Source organism: Chryseobacterium scophthalmum (assembly GCF_900143185.1).
GTDB lineage: Bacteria > Bacteroidota > Bacteroidia > Flavobacteriales > Weeksellaceae > Chryseobacterium > Chryseobacterium scophthalmum.
Genome location: NZ_FSRQ01000004.1, coordinates 280,223 through 300,603, shown reverse-complemented (window position 1 = coordinate 300,603; position 20,381 = coordinate 280,223). Strand labels below are relative to the sequence as shown.

12 protein-coding genes are annotated in these 20,381 nt (G+C 35.6%); all 12 read right to left on the bottom strand.

All coding sequences use genetic code 11. The features are described 5' to 3' along the window. Nucleotides 1-283 precede the first annotated feature (283 nt). The 12 genes from BUR17_RS18080 to BUR17_RS18025 all read right to left on the bottom strand — a co-directional run bounded on the left by BUR17_RS18080 (nt 284) and on the right by BUR17_RS18025 (nt 20,371). Nucleotides 284-1,180, bottom strand: a complete 897-nt coding sequence (locus tag BUR17_RS18080) for a cation diffusion facilitator family transporter (protein ID WP_072410598.1) — start codon at nt 1,178-1,180, stop codon at nt 284-286. A 26-nt stretch (nt 1,181-1,206) separates the two neighbouring features. After that, nucleotides 1,207-2,085: a bestrophin family protein gene (locus BUR17_RS18075; protein ID WP_028123473.1), complete on the bottom strand. Its 879-nt coding sequence runs from the start codon at nt 2,083-2,085 to the stop codon at nt 1,207-1,209. A gap of 125 nt (nt 2,086-2,210) precedes the next feature. Beyond that, complete coding sequence (locus tag BUR17_RS18070) at nt 2,211-3,485, bottom strand: efflux RND transporter periplasmic adaptor subunit (RefSeq protein WP_028123472.1); 1,275 nt, start codon at nt 3,483-3,485, stop codon at nt 2,211-2,213. A gap of 1 nt (nt 3,486) precedes the next feature. Next, on the bottom strand, nt 3,487-7,851 hold the full coding sequence (locus BUR17_RS18065) for a CusA/CzcA family heavy metal efflux RND transporter (protein WP_072410604.1): 4,365 nt from the start codon (nt 7,849-7,851) through the stop codon (nt 3,487-3,489). Between the two features lie 159 nt (nt 7,852-8,010). Then, a complete protein-coding gene (locus tag BUR17_RS18060; protein ID WP_072410597.1) occupies nt 8,011-8,340 on the bottom strand; it encodes a DUF6660 family protein in 330 nt (109 codons plus the stop codon). A gap of 193 nt (nt 8,341-8,533) precedes the next feature. Continuing rightward, nucleotides 8,534-13,693 (bottom strand): helicase-related protein, encoded by a 5,160-nt coding sequence (locus tag BUR17_RS18055; protein WP_042279187.1) that lies wholly within the window; start codon nt 13,691-13,693, stop codon nt 8,534-8,536. Further along, a complete protein-coding gene (locus BUR17_RS18050; RefSeq protein WP_034975921.1) occupies nt 13,690-14,370 on the bottom strand; it encodes a hypothetical protein in 681 nt (226 codons plus the stop codon). The genes BUR17_RS18055 and BUR17_RS18050 overlap by 4 nt, the downstream gene beginning before the upstream one ends. 79 nt (nt 14,371-14,449) lie before the next feature. Next, on the bottom strand, nt 14,450-16,432 hold the full coding sequence (locus BUR17_RS18045) for a hypothetical protein (protein ID WP_074231904.1): 1,983 nt from the start codon (nt 16,430-16,432) through the stop codon (nt 14,450-14,452). Nucleotides 16,433-16,449: 17 nt separating this feature from the next. Beyond that, the gene (locus BUR17_RS18040) at nt 16,450-17,157 is read right to left on the bottom strand and encodes a hypothetical protein (protein WP_034975922.1); all 708 of its coding nucleotides are present in this window, start codon (nt 17,155-17,157) and stop codon (nt 16,450-16,452) included. Then, nucleotides 17,150-18,022, bottom strand: coding sequence for a M23 family metallopeptidase (locus BUR17_RS18035; RefSeq protein ID WP_051879935.1), 873 nt, complete (start codon nt 18,020-18,022; stop codon nt 17,150-17,152). Before BUR17_RS18035 ends, BUR17_RS18040 begins: the two co-directional genes overlap by 8 nt. 1 nt (nt 18,023) lies before the next feature. Then, entirely contained in the window at nt 18,024-20,015 is a 1,992-nt protein-coding gene (locus BUR17_RS18030; protein WP_074231903.1) for a type IV secretory system conjugative DNA transfer family protein, read from the bottom strand. Further along, nucleotides 20,015-20,371, bottom strand: coding sequence for a hypothetical protein (locus tag BUR17_RS18025; protein WP_123891964.1), 357 nt, complete (start codon nt 20,369-20,371; stop codon nt 20,015-20,017). Before BUR17_RS18025 ends, BUR17_RS18030 begins: the two co-directional genes overlap by 1 nt. Between the last annotated feature and the right edge of the window lie 10 nt (nt 20,372-20,381).

Genomic DNA, 20,381 nt, shown 5'->3' with positions numbered 1-20,381 from the left:
TCAAACAAAAATCCCATAGCAAATACTTTCAACAATGAAATAAAACTAAGATCAGCTTTTTGAATGCTGGCCACAGAAAGCCCTATCCTAAGAAAAAAGGACAAGATCATGTATAATAAGAAAAAATTAGTGAGCAGGCTATAAGTGCTTCTCTTAATTTTAATTAGTCTCATAAACAAGTTTTATAAGTGATTAAAACATTATTATCCTTTGAAATCAATTTTATGTGATAGAGAACTAACCATTAGATTTTATTTATTATCAATCTATTTTTACCGTTCATCTATAAGTGTATTACACTTTCATCATAGCCTTCATATTCGATTTGAAAAGTGGTGTGGGTTATTTTAAAATCTGTTGTCACTTTGTCTGTTAATATTTTCAGGATTTCGTTGCGATTTTTATTTTCATCTGCAATCACATGAGCACTCATGGCATTAACGCCTGACGTAAGAGACCAAACATGAAGATCGTGGAGTCCCTTGATTTCCGGGAGTTCTTCCAGTGATGCTCTAAGCTTGCTGATATCTACATCTTTCGGTGTACCTTCCAATAAGACATTAACCGCTTCCATAAGCAACTTTAAGGTTCTGGGAATGATTAATAGACCTATTGCCGCAGAAATGATCGGATCTGCGTAATACCATTGTGTTGTCAGCATTATCACACCTGCGATCATTACTCCTACGGATGTCAGCATATCCGACAAGACCTCAAAATAAGCACCTTTCATATTAAGACTTTCATTGGAGTCCTTTCTTATGATAAGGATACCGATGATATTGACCACAAAACCAATTCCTGCAACGATCATCATGGAGCCACTTTGCACTTCAGGAGGATTTTTAAATCTTTGAAATGCCTCATATAAAACAAATAATGAGATACCCAATAGCACAACAGCATTAATCACAGCAGCCAAAATCTCTGTGCGATAGTACCCAAATGTTTTTTCAGGACTAGCCTTTCTCTCACCAATTTTGATTGCAATAAATGCTAGGAGTAAACCGACAACATCTGTTAGCATGTGAGCAGCATCCGCAAGCAATGCAAGACTTTTTGTTGCAATTCCTCCAATGACTTCAGCAATAAGATAAGTACCACTTAGTGCTAGGACGATGAGTAAATTTTTCTTATGTCTGCTTGATGCAGATCCAGTCTGTTTATTTGTGTCGCTCATAATTTTATGTATTTACTAGATTGACTCTACATTTCGAAGTAAGTATTATTTTCTTTTTTAACAGGAATATCATTTTCTTTGATCATCTGTAAAATATTGATTTCTATAGTTTGTGCAATAGATGTCATTGGCGTATCCACAGGAGTATTCTCGAAAGGATCCTGCATGATGATTGCTGTTTTCTCAATGGCTATAAATAGCAGAGGAATAGTGATCGTTGTAATAATTTCCAAGGTGAGCTGGGAATCTTCCAATCCGAAAGGGAGTATAAAAGCAAAAACATATATAAGAGTATGCAGTAAAATACTATAGGCACGTGGAAATACCGTATTTTTCAATCTTTCACATTTTCCCATATTGTCACACAGCCTCATGAGAACTTCGTTAAGCTGAACCTCCTTGAAATCTGATACCAATCCTTTTTCGGCTATTTGTCTTAAGTGATAAGAATGTTCATCCAAAATTGCATTGGGTATATTAACAGCGTTAATCTGATGCATATTCAAATACTCCCCTACTTTACCGGAAAAAGGCTGTTTTCTTAATGCTTCGCCTAACGCATAGACCCATACGATTTGTCTTTCTGCAAATATTTTAACGTCCGCACTATCCTGAGGAATGAACTGAATAATTAATCGGATAAGAGACCTGGAATCATTAACAATAGCACCCCAAACGGTTCTTGCTTCCCACCATCTCTCGTATGACTGCGCCGTCCTAAATGCAAGTAGCAGTGATACAGCAGTTCCTAAAATTGCGGGAATGCTTAATGGAATTGATATTTTTTTGAAAATAGGATGCAGATCCAACAAACCTATACCTACAGCAAGTATAACAATCAGTAATATTTGGCTTTTAATTTGATCAATAAAATACCAGATTGAAATTTTCTTGTTTAGTAACATAACTTTTGTTTATAGATTTGATATAACATTATGATACGTAGTTCACGATTTAATTCGATTCGTAGCATAATGTTATTTTTTATTACAGCTGAAACTTTTATATAAAGGCTTTCGTAATAATAAATCTAATCTTCATGCCCTCCTGAATTAGATAATTTAGCATTGACGAAGAATGCACCTTTTACCACAATGTTTGTATCAGGTGCAATTTTGGTCACTGGAGTGATTGCAGTATAACCTAGATCTGAAGAACCTTTAACAATTTCTATTTTCTCAAAATTCAATGTTTTTCCTTGATTCTTGGTATGCGCTGCCTCTTTTGTACCTTCCTCTTTCTCACCCCCTTCTTCCTCTTCAGCATGTTCTTCAGGCTTTTTAGAAGTCTGTATGAAAACATAGAATTTACCGTCAGCTTCCACGATTGCTTCATCAGGAACGGCAGCGGTGCTTGAGTTTCCAAGGCTTACCATTCCGGTAACATTCATCCCATCGATCAACCCCACTTTATTTCCTGTAACACTCGCATGTACAGAGATCGTTTTACTCTCATTTTCGAATGACGACCCGATACTAAATACGGTAGCGTTATACAAAGTTTCCGGATTATTGGTCAGCTTAAACTGTACAGTTTGTCCAACTTTCATTTTAGGTAGATCCTTTTCAAAAACCTGAAGATCTAAATGGATAGAACTATTATCAATAATATCAAGAACTGGTGATGCCACATCAACATAACTTCCAATCTGCGCATTGATACTGCTTACGGTTCCACTGATCGGTGAAGTTATAACCAACCCAGATCGTAGATTACCATTGCTTACTTTACCCGGGCTGATCCCCATAAGCTGGAGCTGTCTCTGTAGTGATGATCTTTGGGTTCTTAAACTTTTTAATTCAGCATCAGAGCTTTGCAGATTCTTTTTTGCTCCGGCATCATTATCAAATAGTTCACGTTGCCTTCTATATTCCTGTTCAGCAAACGCGATCCTGCTGTTCACTGTAAGATATTGCTCCTGAAGCTGAATATACTCGGGATTATTGATTGATGCAATTACCTGCCCTTTCCTCACATGATCTCCTATCTGTACATTTAATGTCTTAATCACCCCACCATACAGAGAGGTAACGGTAGCTTTTCTATTGTTGGGAACACTCAATACACCATTGGCTTTAACAAGTGAGGTCAGATCTTTCATCTCAATTTTACCTAAGGAGATTCCGACTGCTTTCATTTGTTCTTCTGTTAATGCCGCGATCGTTTGCGGTGCCTCTTCATGAGCCTCCTCTACCTGTTCGGTTTTTGCTTTTACTTCCGTTTCCTCAGAGGCTTCTTTTTTTCCACAGCTTAAGACTAAAAAAGAAATTAACAGCGTAGATACTATATTATATTTAATTTTCATTTTATTTGTTTATGATAGAATTAATGGTAATAACAGATTGATTAACCTGTTGAATCGATTCGAGATACTTTAATTGAATATTGGTAGAAGTCTGAAGCGCAAAAAGATATTCAACGTAGGAAATTTCTCCTGTTTTATATCCCAATTGTCCGGCTTTAGCTATTTTCTCAGCATTGGGTATAGCCTGATTAATATAATAATTATATTGCTCTACATCCTGCTGATATTGATTCAAAGCGTTTTCCAGTTGCGCTTCCAGCTGTTTTTGCTGTAATTTTGCATTAGATTCCGCTACTTGCTTTTGGAACTCCCAAGATTGCATTCTCGCTTTTGTAGCACCGAAAGTCAGGGGAATCGTAACGCCAATAGTTGCTGCGTGAAATCTATTTCCCGCATTAAAATTCCGATCCATACCATTGATCGTCTGGGTACCGATTAAAGACTGATTGGTGTAACCTATACTGAAATCAGGTAGGCCCAGAGACCTTTCAACGTTTTTATTTTTTTCTGCTATGGTCATCTCCTGATAGTAAGACCTTACTGTTGGATGATTCGCTATTGACGCGCTGTCAAATACATAATTAGCTTTCAGGGGCTCATAATTTGTGTTATAAGGAACCGAGATGTCTCCCGAAGTATTCAATAAGGTTTTTAAGTTTTTGTATGCATTATTCAAATAAACTTCATTTTGCTTCAACAACAAATTGATCTCCCCTTTCTGAGTTTCTGCAGTATTGATCTCTATCTTTTTAATATCTCCTGATTTAAATCTGACCGTAGCAATTCTTATAAAATCCTGATATAAACTATCCAGATTTTTTAATTTTGACTGGTTAAATTGCAGATATTCGATCTGATAGTAATAGGTCCTAACCTGTCTTGCAAGTTCGTTGACCGAAATCTCCTTATTGATCTGCTTTCCTTTGATCTGTTCAGCGATAAGTTCTCTTCTTGCTTTAAACAATGTTGGAAACGGAATACTTTGAGATATAGAAAAAGATTGATCGAATTTTTTACTGTTGTATTGGCCTAACTGAGCATCTAAACTCATTTTTGGAAGTTCTTTAGCAGTAGGTTTCAGTGCCTCTGTTACTTTAATATCCAAATCTTTCGACCGCATTAAATTATTGTTGGTCAATGCGATGCTCGTAGCTTCCTCAACTGTAACAGGGGTACCTTGTTGTGCGTTAAAGGTCTGTCCAATGAATAAAAAACCTAAAACTAAAACCGCTGTCAGTGGCTTATTACCTGAAGGCTTTTTGATTTTTAGTTTAGTACTGAAGATAATGTATAACATCGGTAAAACAAAAAGAGTCAAGAAAGTTGCTGTAACCAGTCCCCCGATTACAACGGTCGCCAAAGGTTTCTGCACTTCTGCCCCGGCTCCGGTTGAAATTGCCATAGGTAAAAATCCTAATGATGCGACTGTGGCTGTCATTAAAACAGGTCTCAGACGAGTTTTAGTTCCTTCCATCACACGTTTTAAAATATTGGTTTCACCTTCCTTCTCTAACTCGTTAAATGTTCCGATCAACACAATACCATTAAGTACCGCTACACCAAATAATGCAATAAACCCAATTCCCGCGCTGATACTAAAAGGCATACCGCGAAGCATTAACGCGAATATACCGCCGATAGCACTCATTGGAATTGCCGTAAAGATCAAGGCAGCCTGCTTTAGCGAACCAAAAGTAAAATATAACAGCATAAAGATCAAAAATAATGATACAGGTACAGCAATGGTCAGTCGTTTACTGGCAGCTTTAAGATTCTCAAATTGTCCGCCATATGTATAATAATATCCTGATGGTAATTTTTCTTTATTAAGCTTCTGCTGGATTTCTTCTACTACACTTTCTACATCTCGGCCTTTTACGTTAAAACCAATGACGATTCTCCTTTTACCTGCCTCACGACTAATCTGTGCGGGGCCAAGTTTATAATTGATATTGGACACCTGTGAAAGCGGGATCTGTATTCCTGTCTTCGTAGACACCATCAGATTGTTGACATCATCAATACTGGTTCTATGTAAACTATCCAAACGAACCACCAGATCAAACCTTCTTTCATTCTCAAATACCTGACCTGCAGCCTGACCTGCAAAAGCAGTACTTACAGCAGTATTTACGTCTTCAATATTCAGCCCGTAATTAGCCATTCTTGTGCGGTCATATTCAACATTAATTTGCGGAAGACCACTAACACGTTCGATCTGTGGAGCACTCGCACCATTAACAGACTGAATAATTTTTGCTGTTTTATCCGCATATATCGCTAAAGAATCTAAATTTTCACCGAAAATTTTAACCGCTACATCTTGTCTGATTCCTGTCATCAACTCATTGAAACGCATCTGGATCGGTTGATTTTTTTCGAAAAATACCCCGGGAATAGCTTCAAGCTTTTCAGAGATCTCATCTGCTAATTCATCATATGATTTTTTTGTTTTCCATTCACTTTGCGGTTTTAAGATCACCATCATATCAGTAGCTTCAGGAGGCATTGGATCAGTAGGCACTTCAGCAGCACCGGTCTTCCCTACAACCATTTTAACTTCGTCAAACTGCTTGATCAGCCTGGAGGCCTGCATAGAGGTTTCAATACTCTGACTTAATGAACTTCCCTGTGGAAGAATACAGTGAAAAGCAAAATCACCTTCTTGGAGTTGAGGGATAAACTCGCCCCCCATTCTTCCAAATATAAATAATGAAACTGCAAATAATGCAACAGTAACACTTACTAACCAATATTTTACTTTTAAAGCTTTCTCTAGTAGAGGTTGATAGATTTTTTGGAGTCGGTTCATCATTTTATCTGAGAAATTTTCTTTATGCGAGATTTTCTTCGATAAAAAAAGTGCACTCATCATTGGAATATAGGTCAATGATAATATCAATGCACCAAAGATTGCAAAACCTACAGTTTTAGCCATCGGAGTAAACATCTTACCCTCAACACCTACTAACGTTAAAATAGGAATGTAGACAATCAAAATAATAATCTCCCCAAATGCTGCGCTGCTTCTGATTTTAGAAGCTGAAAGAAATACCTCTTCATCCATCTCAGACTGGGTAAGAAGACGTGTTGTTTTCCGCAATCCTAAGTGATGAAGAGTCGCTTCAACAATAATAACAGCTCCGTCGACAATTAATCCAAAATCAATCGCCCCTAAACTCATTAAGTTGGCACTTACTCCGAAAACGTTCATCATTCCCAAAGCAAAGAGTAAGGACAACGGAATGGCAGATGCCACAATAAGACCGGCTCGTAAATTACCGAGAAATACTACCAGCACAAAAATCACTATCAACGCTCCTTCGATAAGATTTTTCTCGACAGTATCAATAGCTCTGCCAACTAGATTAGTTCTGTCTAAATAAGGCTCAATAATCACATCAGTAGGTAAAGATTTTTGAATAGTTGGTATTTTTTCTTTGATTAATTGCACTACCTCATTACTATTAGCACCTTTAAGCATCATCACCACTCCACCTACAGCATCCACCTCACCATTAAATGTCATGGCACCATATCGAACCGCACTTCCCAAACGAACCTCAGCAACATCTTTAATGAATATAGGCACACTCCCTGTTTCATTTTTAACTACAACATTCCCAACATCTTCAAGAGAGGTCACAAGTCCAATTCCACGGATAAAATAAGCATTAGGCTTTTTGTCAATGTAGGCTCCGCCTGTGTTCTGATTATTTTTTTCAAGAGCTGCAAAAATATCAGAAATACTAACTCCCATCGCTCGTAGACGATCAGGGTTAACAGCGACCTCATATTGTTTTAGCTGTCCTCCGAAGCTGTTAATCTCTGCAACTCCGGGAGTACCATTAAGCTGTCTTCGAACGATCCAGTCCTGCATTGTACGAAGTTCTTTGGAATCGTATTTTTTCTCACTTCCTTTCTTTGGATGAAGGATGTATTGATATACTTCCCCAAGTCCTGTACTTACCGGAGCCAACTCTGGTGTGCCAATTCCTTTTGGAATTTCTTCAGCAGCCTGCTTCAGCTTTTCACTGATCAATTGGCGGGCAAAATAAACGTCAACCTCTTCTTTAAATACAACAGTGATTACAGACAAACCGAATCGTGAAATACTTCTGGTCTCCTCAATATCAGGAACATTAGCAATACTCTGTTCTATAGGGAATGTCACCAACTGTTCAACTTCCTGACCGGCCAAAGTAGGACATACCGTGATTATTTGAACCTGATTGTTGGTGATGTCGGGTGTGGCATCGATCGGAAGTTTGGTTGCGCTCCAAACTCCCCAAATAATCAACAACAAGGTCATTATACCAATGACAATCTTGTTCTTGATGCTAAATCTTATGATTTTATCTAACATGAGAATATAATTTTTATTGAATGTCACAACTACCTTTTGGAACAACTATTTGTTCTAAAAATCGAGCGACAAAAATGAGTAAGAATACAACGCAATGCTATTGCAATGTTTCCATAACTGTTTTGACGAAAGACAATTCTTCCGTCTGATTAACAAAAATTATATTTTAGGAGGTTGCCATATCTGATCGTACACCAAATATGCAAAGTCATTCTTTATGAAAAGAATTTTTTTAGAATAGTACTCTTTTATCTGTTTACGATATTCTAAAACAGGATTTATTTTGAGCGAAGTAACGCTGATTCTGCAGCAATTACAATAACAAAAAGGAGAACAAGAATCTGTTTTTGAATGAGCATCGTTTTGCTCAGATTTTATATAGGAATATGATACATTTTCATTTTTTGATTGCGCTTTTGCAACATCCATGCATGGCATTAATGATAATGCCATGAAGTAGACTGTAAAAAGCAATCTTAGAAAATTCATGCGACAAAGTTAATTATTTTACATTTATAAATATATATTAAATTTTATCTATTTTTTTAAAATTTATTACTAACAAGACTTTTAAAAAAAATTATTTATACTACAGTATCTTACAAAGCACAAATCTCTTTTAATAATCCGTACTAAACAATCAATATAAATATATCTTACTAAGCTATATACAAATAAATAACTACCTTCTTCGGACAACATTCTGAAAATTATCTAAGTAAATATTCTCTTTTTGGTTTAATACTTTATCTATAAAATCTACTGTTGTTAAATTGTTATATAAAACTGTATTTTCCCTCGCTCTTTCTCTCACATAATTTCTATTTTCATTCGCTTTAAGCTGTTCCTCTTTTTCTATTCTGTATTGAACTACTAAATTTTCTCTAACTGCTGGAAGCTCTTCCAGCTTTTTATCCAGTTCCGCAATTTTATCTTCAGTCATTTTGGTTTGATATTCAATTTGAGTAACATCTATTCCTTTCTGAGCTAAATTTTCAATTACTTCTTGTACTTGAACTTTATGAAGTTCAATTGTTTTTTGATATGATGGTAATTGGGTTGCCCAATATTCAGCATTTGCATCGCCATTTTTCGAATAGCCTTCAATTCTATTATATGAATGCTCGGCTTGGGTTACCAATTCTTTTACTTTCAAAACATCTTCATATTTTCTCAGAACAAATGCACTATCGGCCAAATGTTTATTTTTTTCACTTTCAATCTTCTTTTTAATGAGTTCGATTTCGATATTGGCTCTGGTTTCGGGATTGGTAATGATGGAGGTTTTTAATTCTTGAGTCCTGATGTCTGAAATATCCAAAACATCGGCTCCTTTTTTCATTGCTTCTAAATATCTTGCCTGTTTGGATTGCAGTTTTTGAAGCATAAACACATCAATACTGTCATTGGTCAGCATAAAATTAACCCGCACATTTTCGTTCTTGTTTCCTTGCCTCCAGGCTCGTCCTTCCACTTGTCGGAGTGACGTAAAATTATATGGCAACGTAAGCATATAAACATCGGTTGTGTTTTCCTGAAGGTTCATTCCTTCCTGAATGGCTTCACTTCCAATAACTACTTTTATTTTTCCTTCATTAAAATCATTTTGAATAGAAATTCTTTGGTTTTTATTGGTCGCCCCGGTAATGATTCCGATTTCTTCGGGTTTGTAACCAATTTCTGTTATGAGATATTCTTTTATTTTTGGAAACTGAGCAACTGCTAATTCAGAATACACAATTTGTCCTGAGTCAGGAAGATCTTTTTTGTTCTGCCTTATCAAATCCATCGTGTCTTTTAACTTCGGAGAATTTTCTATGAATTTTTTTATTGAAGGTTCTTCGCCATCATAAAATGGCGATAAATACGGTGAAATAGCAATCAATCTGGCATTGAGAATATGTGTTAAAATTGCTCCTTTTTCAGTCTCACTGAAATTTTCATTGAGCAGCTCATACTGTTCTCTTGTGAGATCATTCTGTTCAATTTTATATTCTTTGTTAATTTTGTTGGGACGAATTAATTCAGGATTGTCTTCTTCTCCTTTTATATCAATGAATTCCGAAAGTAATTGTTGAAACAGCGAATTATTTTTAAATCTCCGAACGTTGGCTTTAAATTTCACATCACCCTTTGCATCAATTTCCATATCATTATCCGCTTCCATAAAGGTCTCGAAGAAAGTATTGACGTTGAAATATCCCGATTCTTCTAATCTTTTATTTGCTATTAAAGAAAGAATGGAATAATATTCCAAAGGCTTGTTGGTAAAAGGCGTTGCGGAAAGCAAGGTCACATTTCTTCCGTCGTTTTTGTCTTGAATGTACTGAGCTGCCATCCAGGTATTGATTCCCAGTTTGGAAGTCTGTTGGTTTTGACTTCTAAAATCGGACGCAAATCTTCGGTCCTCAATTTTTACTTTTCCTACAATATGATTGGCATTGTGAACTTCGTCGTAAGTCAAATGGTCGAATCCAAAATCTTCCCAGTCATAGATTTTACCACGCTTCATTTTTCCCTCAATCTCCTTTTCTTTCTGAAACTCAATTTGGAGGTCTCTTTCGGTATTGGTAACGCCCTTCATTTCACTTGCAGAGATGTAACTGAATTTTGACGAAAGTTCTTCGGTTATTTCTGATGAAAATCCAATATTGTTAAAACCTTCATAAGTAACGATGGTTATTTCTCCGTCTTTATTATCAAATTTTGAAAGGTCATAATCTTTCCCCAAATTCCCTAAAACATTAACTTTCGCGTTGGGAATCGTTTCAAAAATCGTTTCCACCCATTGTTTCATAATGCTGTCATTCGGAACTACGATGATTGGTCTTTTCGCATTTCCTCTTTCCATTGCTTCGTGCATTGAAAGGATTCCGGACAATGTTTTTCCATAACCCACTTCGTGCGCTAAAAGTCCTACGCCTTTTGTGGTCTGTCTTCCGATTCCCGCCTTCTGAACCTCTGCTAATCTAAATTCCTTTCCTTTGAAATTCTTATGAATCTTTGAAAACAATGGGAATTTAGAATAATCCGGAACGTGGATGTTATTGTAATTGCGGTTAAAATCTTTTACAAAACGAGTTCTAATGTCATCTGATAATTCTTCACGTACAAATTTGTAAAACAAATCATTCGCAGCAGCTTTTCGTCTTTCTCTGACTAACGCATTTCGCTCTTTATCGCTTCCTGTAACCGTTTCATTATCTACAAAGCTTCGCACTTCCCAAGCTGAAGAACCCGCAAAGGCTTCACTTGACAAAGTGCCTACAAAGTCTTTGAATCTTTCCGCAAGATTGTAATCTACAATGACTGATTCGGTACGTTTTGTAATATGATTATATTGGTCTTTTTCTATTTGGCCTAACTCAAATTTGTGCACGAACTCGTGGTTCGGACTGATATAAATTTCATCTAAAGATTTCGCTTTTGGTAGAACATTTTCTAATAATGCTTTTTGTTTTTCGTACTGATTTTCCGTTCCACCAACAGCATTTTTATCTGCAAAATCTTTTTCGAGCTGCTCTAACTTCGCATAAATATTTCCTTCTGCATAATAAAAATCGTGAATCCAAACTCCATCAGAATAATTTGAAAATTTGGAATGTTTTTCGTGATTGTTGAGCGTTCCATCGTAAGATGTATCTCTGAATGCTTCAATTTGTTCTTTCGTAATGTTTGAACTATTTTGCAAGGAAGTATTTACAATTTCATCCTGTTTGGAGAATTGATATTTTAAAATTCCTTTCTTTATGGAAGGCTCCGTTTGGACTTTATATTCCTTCTCAGTTCTCGTATTGTGAATAGAAATTATTCTATCACTTTTTTCTATCAATTCTTTTAATTTTTCTTCTGAAAACGATGCTGGTTTTGTGATTAAATCTTCGCGCAGTTTTTCATACTTTCTTATTTCAGTCGTAATGGTGGGAGATTTAAACTTGATGTTATTGAGTTTAGAAAGTACCAATTCAATTTTTTCTTGAGTTTCTGTTAAATTCAACTCATCTATTTTCTCCGCAATAATTTCTTTTTTTACAGGAACTTTTGTAACAGAATTGGACTCAGTATTTTCTAAAAACAAATCTTCAAAAAGATTTCCGATTCTCTCGGTTTCTTTTTTATTTTTAAATTGTTCAATCTTAAAGAGAGCTTCATCCAAATTTCCGTGGATATAATTTTCCAAACGCCCAAAACGATTGGTTTTCTCACGGTTTTCCCCGAGAACTCTTGTGTGATTATTTTCAAAATATTTGGAAATATCCGCAGAAATCTGGTGATTGTTTTTTTTGAGAATGATAATATCCGTTCCGATTTGTGTTCCTGCAAAAGCGCCATTGGGTAAACGGAAACCTTCCAAAACACTAGCATTCTGTAAATTCTTTTGTCGGTTGAGCCAACCTGATGGAAGAACCATCGCCAAAACGCCGTTGGGTTTCAAAGAATCTAATGACCGTTTAACAAAATAATCTTCGTATTTTGAAATTTTAGGTTCTTCGCCTAATCCTTTGTAAAGCCCACGATGTTCGCCATAAGGCGGATTTCCGATGACCAAATCATATCTTTCTGAAAAATCTTTTGAGTCTTTTTTATTACCTCTGTCATCAATAAATTCAGTTTCAAACGAACGAAGGTTGATCTCGACTTCGGGATGTAGAATTTTTGCAATTTTCGCCGTGGTTTCGTTGATTTCAAAGCCTGTAATTTTAGAATTTACAGATAATTCGCGAGTGGCATAGATAAAATTTCCTGTACCAACGCTGGGTTCTAAAACAGAAATTTCTTTTTGAGTTTTGAAATGGTCTTTGATTAAATTGCGGACTGCATCGACAATTTTATCTTGTGTGTAATATTCATCTAAAATCCCTCTGCCTTCTTTTGCGGTTCCGCCACTTTGGAATTGATTGCAGATTTCTTTTAAATCATCCGTGACTTTCAGATTTTCTTTGAGAAGAATTCTGTTGTCATTAGAAACAAAACAAGCTGCAGAAACTACTTCCGCAACTTGTTCATTATTAAGTTTTCGCCCTTTATATTTTGAAATGAGAACATCTAGCTCTACCTTATTTGTTGAATTTTCACTTACCTCGGAAGGTCTTCTATCGGATCTTCTTCTATCGGATATAGCTCTCCCGGATACGATTCCGCCCAAGGAATATTCTCTTCCCTCATTTTTTTCATCATTTTGCGGTTGTGTTCCTCCATTGGATCCTCTTCCTCGGTTTCGGTTTCCCAAATCGCTCCGTTCTGTGCCTGCAAGTCCATTTCCAGCATTGTTGCTGCCCACTGCTTGTCCGCTTTCGTAACTTCCGTTTTGCTCGGATTGGATTTTTGAGCCAAGTTCTCCAGTGTTTTGTTCAGGTGTTCCGTTTCCCACTTGCTGAGGATCGGATGTTGTTCCGGATTCAATTGCATTGCTTTCATTTTCAGAAATTTTTGGTTCAACTAAATTAGTATTTTTATCTTGAAAATTGAGTTTATTCTCTAAATATTCGGTCAGGTCTTGATTCCCATTTTCAGAAATTTCATACAACGGACGAACGTCTTTGATATTTTTGCCATTAAATTCTGTAAGAATTTTTCTGGTTATTGCATTTCCTGTTCTGTCCCCGCTCAGACATAAAAACATTTTGCCATCATAATTCTGGTATCTATTGAGGAACTTTTTGCTATTGGAACCGGAATTTAAGGTAATAATTGTTCTATTATTGACTTGCTTGTTCAATTGAAGAAGCTCCAAGAATGAAAGCATATCCTTACTGTTTGTGAAAACAATAAGTTCCTTTTTATTTCCTTCAACTACAGAAATGTCATCATTTATCTCATTAAAAAAATCTTCATCTTTCACTTTTTTCTGTTTTTTATGAAGTGGTTAAATTCAAAAATTTCTTTGGCTTCACTGTCCCAGTTTTTTCTTGATATTAATTGAAGCGTCACGAATATGTCCGTCTTTTTATTGTAAGAATCAATCCTTTCGAGCCTTCCGTGGTAGTCCTTTTCCGCGTGTTTGTAAATAGAGTACGGTAAAATAGTATCCGTTGGATAAATGTAAAACCGGGTGTACATCCAAGGTGAGTTGATTTCAAATCGTTTGTATTTTTTCTTAAACAAAACCGTATCATTCAGATTTTTTCTGTTTCTGTAATTGGGGATTTTTTCCTGAGAAAACAATGTTCCTCCTTTTTTCTTTTCAACCGAAAGCGGCTTTTGTTTCTTTATGATGTCTGACAGAATAATTTTGCCGGGATTTTCATTTTCAATAGTATAGCACAATGAATCTTTAATGAAATAAATCTGTTGGGTTATTTCGGGAGCATCAACATCCGGAATCCTTTCTATTATGGAATCTCCTGAATAATTAAGGCTTGACAAATGAAAACTTTGGATATTGTTCAGATTTTTGGAAACATCAAAATATACATTGGAGACAACATCGATTCCTCCTTTTTCGGATTTGATTTCTTTGTGGCAGGAAGTGCTTACAAAAAGAAAAAACAAGCTGGGTAGTATTAAAAGTTTTTTCATAGATATAGGGTTTAAAAAAGCGGCAGCCTAATTAATTTGACTTACCGCTGGGAAATAAATGATTGGTTGTAAGTGTTATCTATCGTTTAATACTTTGTTCTTTCACGTTATTTTTTTCGTGCTTGTTGTCTTGTTCCAAACCTTCTAAAGGCTTGTTGGTATTGATTCTGTTCATATCAGAATCATACAGATTCAGATTTTTGTATTGCGGATTCAGCACCGCTTTGCCTTCTATTACTTTATCATCCAATTCAAATTTTACCTTCACGATATTTCCTTTTTCCAAAGATTTTATGGTACTTTCCTTCCATTCCGGCTTATCGAAGATCAGTTTGGATTTTTCTACGATCTGAGCCGTATCAACTCCATAATTTTTGTAAAAATTCTGGAAATTGTAATTTCCTTTTTCGGTTTTGGGTTCGTTAAAATTCAGTTTGGCAAATGCAGGTTCTATTTTTTCTGTTTTCGGATTGTGAAATTGTATTTTTACCGTACGCCCTTCCAAAAGGTTGACTGCTTCTTTAGCAGTAAATGTATTCACCCTGTTAACAGGAAAATTGTGGGAGATAACGTCGCCATTTGCTTTAGTGAGTTTAGCATTATAAAAATTCATAAAGACACTTCCATTTTCTATCTTATTGAATTTTAACGTGAATTCCATTTCATTTCCGGGCATCGTTTTGTCGGAAGTGGTTTTAATTTCGAACTCTTTTTCGGGAGCATTAATTCCGTTTTCTAAATCTTTGTGCAGTTGTTCTCCTTCTCCGAAACCAAGATATTTTAATTGAAATTTCGGATACTGAGATGGTTCATATTCGTTCTGTGTTTCCATAATGTTTGGGGTTTGATTGTTAAATTTTATATCATTCATTGTTAATATTCTGTTTCTTGAAAAAACATTTTCATCCAGATAATTTTTTAGAATTTCACCGCTATCCAATAATTCGTAGGATTCCCCATATAGCTGTTTTTCCAATAGGCCGAAAGCCAATTCGTATTTGTCATTTTTTGACAACGTATGACCATCAATAACATTTGGGATTGTGTCCATTTGTGCCTTTGTAAGAGAATAATCTCCATCTGTTGTTCCGAATTCCATTTTCTCTGAATAAGCTTTTCTTTGGCTCGCTGTGATCTGCAAGTTCTCCAGTATGAATTCGTTTTCTTTCATAAAGATCCTGTATTTGAGAATATCATTTTTTTCCTCTTCGGAAAGTTTCGGATAAAGATTATTTTGCACCGCTTTTGCTTTTAAGTCGTTTTCGACATAGCTTTTGAATTCGTTCAAACTTTTTGGAGCATCATAAAAATCTCTCATACCTGTCCATTCTCGCCGACCGTACGGTAATGTATATTCCTGAGTTTGCAGATCATAGCTGTAATACCTATGACCGCTTGGACTCTTCAGCGAGCCACTCCCATCATCGTAATCGTTCCAGGTCCAGCCGTCCGGAAGGTCAGATGCAGGGGTTAAATTTTCTTCAAAGCCTTCATCTGAAAAAAAGTCTGCATTTTCTTCCAGATCAGTCATTTCAATTTGATGAACCCCTTCTAATGATAACTTTACAGCTTCAACTTCATAATTTCGATAATGATGAGCTTGCTTTTCATCAATTTGCGTATAGGTCAATCCGGAACTTAAATCAGTTTTTTTCTCCAATTCCTGAGCCCAGAGATCAGAGAGAAATTTCTGTTTTATGGACTCATTACTTATAGCAATTTCAGTAGACTCCCTGTTATTTTGCAAAATCAAATGTTTATTGGCTAGTCGCTGCTTTTCAATAAATCTGACTAATTCAGCGGTAGTATTAAATTTATCCTCAATAGGGAAACCCTGATTTGAATTGAAAAATGTTTTCAATGTAAAATTTGAACCTTGAATAAATTCTTTTCCCTTAGATTGATGAATTGCCATAAACTTTTTCTCTCTATCGGTAAACAGCCTCTCTCCGTCCCGAAAAAACTGTTCAGGTGAAGTGTTTTCAATTTCCTTCACAAAATTTTTATAAGCCTTCGTTCTGGGAACTATATTCTTATCAAACCAGGTTAGATTGTCTTCCATTTTTTCCACCTATTAAGCTATCTTCTAAAACCTCTTGACTTTGGTATTTCCTCGTCCTGCTCTTGGCTTTCCTCATCTCTCATTCGATTGGCATCCTGATAGACATCAGGGTCGTTCACATTTAGTTGTAAATCTGATTTTTCCTGCTTTTGAGAGTGATTTTGCTTTTCAGAGATTCCAGCAACTGTATTAAATTCTTTGGATACAATATTCAAATCATTCGTAATTTCTTTTGCCATTTCTGGGAACTGAACAATTTTATCTTGCAGAAAAGATTTAAGTTTTAGAAGTTCTGCTATGTAACGGTTAAGTTCTTCTGTATTTTTTTTATCTGCAATAATTGCGGTCAATTCTCTTGCATTTTTAATGAAATCAAATTCAACTACTTTTTCGGTCTCTTTGTCAAAAATGAAAGCTTTTTTTTCGAAACTCAGTTCATTTTCAGATTTAGAAACATTCTTGACATCAGTATATTGAATATTATTTTTACTGTTTTCGAGGATGTCAGAAATACTTTTATCTCTTTCCAAAAAGATGACCTTCAGTTTAGTATTATTATCAGTCAGCTGAAAAGTCGCCCTGTTTTTGTCGTGGTCTGCAACGATGGTATATCCTTGCAGAAATTTCTGAACATCCTCTATATTTAGCTTTTTAGAGAAAGAATTATCCTCATTAATAATTCCGTATTTTTTCAGTTCATCGGTAGGTAAGGTTATGTTATTCATTGTATGTTGCTATTAAATTGTTTACTTTTATGAGGTCATTTAAAAAATGAGAAGGATTGATGTTTTGTCCGAATTCTTTCACCGAAAAATGCAGATGTGGTCCTGTGGAGTTTCCGGTATTCCCGCTTTTTCCGATGACAAATCCAGCTTTTACTATTTCTCCAGCTCGATAATACATTTCTGAAAGATGTAGATAGGAAGTTTCGAAACGGTTAAAATGTTTTACCTTTATGAAATTCCCTCCGCCTTTAGAATCCCAACCGGTTGCTGTAACAATTCCATCCATTACAGAATAGACATTCTCATAACTGGCTTTAAGGTCGATGCCGTTGTGCGTTTTTTTTGTTCCGAAAATAGGATGAGTTCTTGTCCCATAAGAAGATGTAATGGTAATCTTGTTTTTAAGAGGCATTACAATTTTTGAAAAAGATGCTGCAGGTTCGTCTACAAAATCATACGTTGTAAAAAAGTTTTGTTTTTTTGATGCTTTCTTTGTTTCTTCTACTCTATTTTGTGCTTGCAGCATCAAAGAATCTTTCAGTTTTTCAAACTCATTTTTTCGTATTTCTTTTACACTGCTATACTCTTTAATCAGTGTTTTCAGTGAATCTATTTGACTCGTTAACCACTTCGTCGAACCTTTGGTTTCATTTTTTAAATCTGATTTTGTGGTGATATTTAAAACTTGCTTCCAAGATTTCTTAGCCTTCTTTTGTTTTACCGGATCTTCAATATTAGATTTTTCGGATACCTTTGGATTTTCAGATTTTTTCGGTATTGTTGGTGTAATCGTATTGAATTGGGCAAAGCATAAGCAGCTGTAAAACAGCGCCATCAATGTAAATGTGTATTTTAGTTTTTTCATTTTACGCAGCTTTAATATTTTCATTCACAATGAGTTCCACTTCTTTGTTGATCTTTCTAAAGTTGGTCATCAGCACTTCTTCTTTGCGGTTAACCCCTTTTTTATCTACAAAAGAGTAATAAGATGGCATTTTAACATAGTTTTTTTCTTCTTCTTGAATCGCTTTCATATCCAGGTTAATTTTACCACTAATTGCAGACGTTTTATATTCCTCAGCATCATTTTCTTCTCCCTGTGCGATCATTCCAACCATTTCTCCGGTTTTCAGAGCCGCAATTTTTCCGGCAGGAATCATATTGTCCATCTTTTCATTAATACTGGTGGTCGTCCCTTGCTGTGAAATTGATTGTGAGTATGATTTCTGTTTAATTTTCCCAAATAGTTTTTCCAACCAATCCAATGTATTTTTGTCTCTGGCAGAACCGGAAATAATATTTCCAACAATCGCAGAAATAGTATCTGCAACTTCTTTTTTGTAGAACTGTCTGAGCTGCGGAATTTCTTGTAATCCAAGCATTACAGCAACTTTATTGCTTCTTGCAGTGGCCACGATGTTATCAATTTTATGAATATAAATCGTCGGAAATTCGTCTGCGATAATTCCTCCCGGTAAATTGTGCTTGGAATTGATCAATCTTAAAGTCCTGTTTAACACCGAGGAATAAAGGGCTGAGTTAATATCCTGTGTTCCCGGATCTGATGCTAATATGATAATGGATGGATTTTCACGATCAGTAATCTTCAATTCCACTTCATCTCCCGAAAACACCCAAAAGCTTTCTTTAGTTGCCAATCGGGAAAGGAATATTTTCAAAGTTCCAATTTGTCCTTCCAGCTGATCAAACGCTTTGTTGTCATACGCCGTTTTGAAAGGCGAAAGCAAAGAGAAAATTTCTTCGTTGGTAAAAAGTGTGTCAAAAATTTCTTTATAACTGCGGTTCATAAAGGAAAGAATATGAGGCAGATCAGAATATTTTCCATTTTCAAATGTTGCAAAAAAATAAATACAGGAAGACAGAAAATTGATGGCGGATTGGGTAAAGAAAGCTTCAGAACCACCTCCGGAACTCGAACCTCCCTTCTGTAGAGATGAAACCATTGATTCTGCCATTTCCTGGGCTTCTGCTAAAGTTTGGATGTACTTTTTGTGAAATGGATTGACTCGTTTTGATTTTTCAACCTCTTTCAGATTAATGACGTGGAAATTGTAATCGTAGTCTGCTTCCTTACTTTTTTTCAACAAATAATGGTAGTATGCAATCTGTGCTAGATCAGGAAATTTAAAATCGTAGATGCAGAGACAGAAACCTTTTGCAATCATTTGTCTTATGGCAGGATTGATCACACCAAAAGATTTACCAGAACCTGGTGTTCCAATGACCATCGTTCCTCTAAAAGGATTGATGTTCATCCAACCTTTATTGCTTTTGTTTTTGTAACGGAACAAGTATGGAATATTGATTGTGACATCCGATGTTACCAATTCCTGATTTTGGTCGAAAGATTCTTCTTCAACATTCCATCGGTCTTTTCCCATTTTCTGCTGCATCAGTTTTGAAATACTATCTGCACCCATTTGAAGAATAACTGCCCCTAAAAAAGAAAGAACAGCATAAATTATCTGATAGAGATTTAAGCTGGGAAATACTTTCGGAAGTTTAGCATTTCCTGCCTCATTTTGCCAAACCAATGAAGAGAAAATCATCAGCAATCCCAATATCATAGGAGCAATAATCTCTTTACTAATATTAAGGTCTTTCTTCTTCTTGGCTTTTGTTCCGATAGCCACTAATCCGATTAGAATTAATATTGCAAATTTGGCATTGATAGGTGGGTAAATAAAGCTCAGCTTTGAAAAATTTTTCAACAAGTTGGATATTACCGGAACATCAGCATTAAAGTAGAAAAGCGAAGCACAATCGAGTGCAACGACTGCATAAACTGCTTTTTGTAAAAAGCCATAGATCTTGATTTGATGTTGTTGTTCTTGCATTATGAATAATTTTCGAAATATTGATTAAGTAATTTGTGTTCTTCTAATAGGTTATTGTGCAGCTTTTGTTGCTGTTCCTGTAATTTTTTTTGCTGTTCCTGTATTTCAATAAGATTGGCATTCAACAGATTCAAATGATCAATTAATTCATTTCCTCTTTTTTCGACGTTCTCGATAATGTAGGAGCGACCTGCCTCTTCAGATATTTTCTCATACCAATCTTTAAGATTTAATAGCTTTTCATACTCATTTATGAGCTCTTTTCTTTTAGTAAGAAAGACAATTATCAAAACAGAATGACAGGTAATTATTAATAGCATGAGTGTGAAACACAGCATAATTGAAAAATTTTCCATTATATTAATT

What these genes read in the sequence shown, in the direction of transcription:
- BUR17_RS18035 (WP_051879935.1), bottom strand. Translation starts at nt 18,022, where the DNA reads ATGAAAAAACTAAAATACACATTTACATTGATGGCGCTGTTTTACAGC.
- BUR17_RS18025 (WP_123891964.1), bottom strand. Translation starts at nt 20,371, where the DNA reads ATGGAAAATTTTTCAATTATGCTGTGTTTCACACTCATGCTATTAATA.
- BUR17_RS18080 (WP_072410598.1), bottom strand. Translation starts at nt 1,180, where the DNA reads ATGAGCGACACAAATAAACAGACTGGATCTGCATCAAGCAGACATAAG.
- BUR17_RS18045 (WP_074231904.1), bottom strand. Translation starts at nt 16,432, where the DNA reads ATGGAAGACAATCTAACCTGGTTTGATAAGAATATAGTTCCCAGAACG.
- BUR17_RS18070 (WP_028123472.1), bottom strand. Translation starts at nt 3,485, where the DNA reads ATGAAAATTAAATATAATATAGTATCTACGCTGTTAATTTCTTTTTTA.
- BUR17_RS18050 (WP_034975921.1), bottom strand. Translation starts at nt 14,370, where the DNA reads ATGAAAAAACTTTTAATACTACCCAGCTTGTTTTTTCTTTTTGTAAGC.
- BUR17_RS18030 (WP_074231903.1), bottom strand. Translation starts at nt 20,015, where the DNA reads ATGCAAGAACAACAACATCAAATCAAGATCTATGGCTTTTTACAAAAA.
- BUR17_RS18075 (WP_028123473.1), bottom strand. Translation starts at nt 2,085, where the DNA reads ATGTTACTAAACAAGAAAATTTCAATCTGGTATTTTATTGATCAAATT.
- BUR17_RS18040 (WP_034975922.1), bottom strand. Translation starts at nt 17,157, where the DNA reads ATGAATAACATAACCTTACCTACCGATGAACTGAAAAAATACGGAATT.
- BUR17_RS18065 (WP_072410604.1), bottom strand. Translation starts at nt 7,851, where the DNA reads ATGTTAGATAAAATCATAAGATTTAGCATCAAGAACAAGATTGTCATT.
- BUR17_RS18060 (WP_072410597.1), bottom strand. Translation starts at nt 8,340, where the DNA reads ATGAATTTTCTAAGATTGCTTTTTACAGTCTACTTCATGGCATTATCA.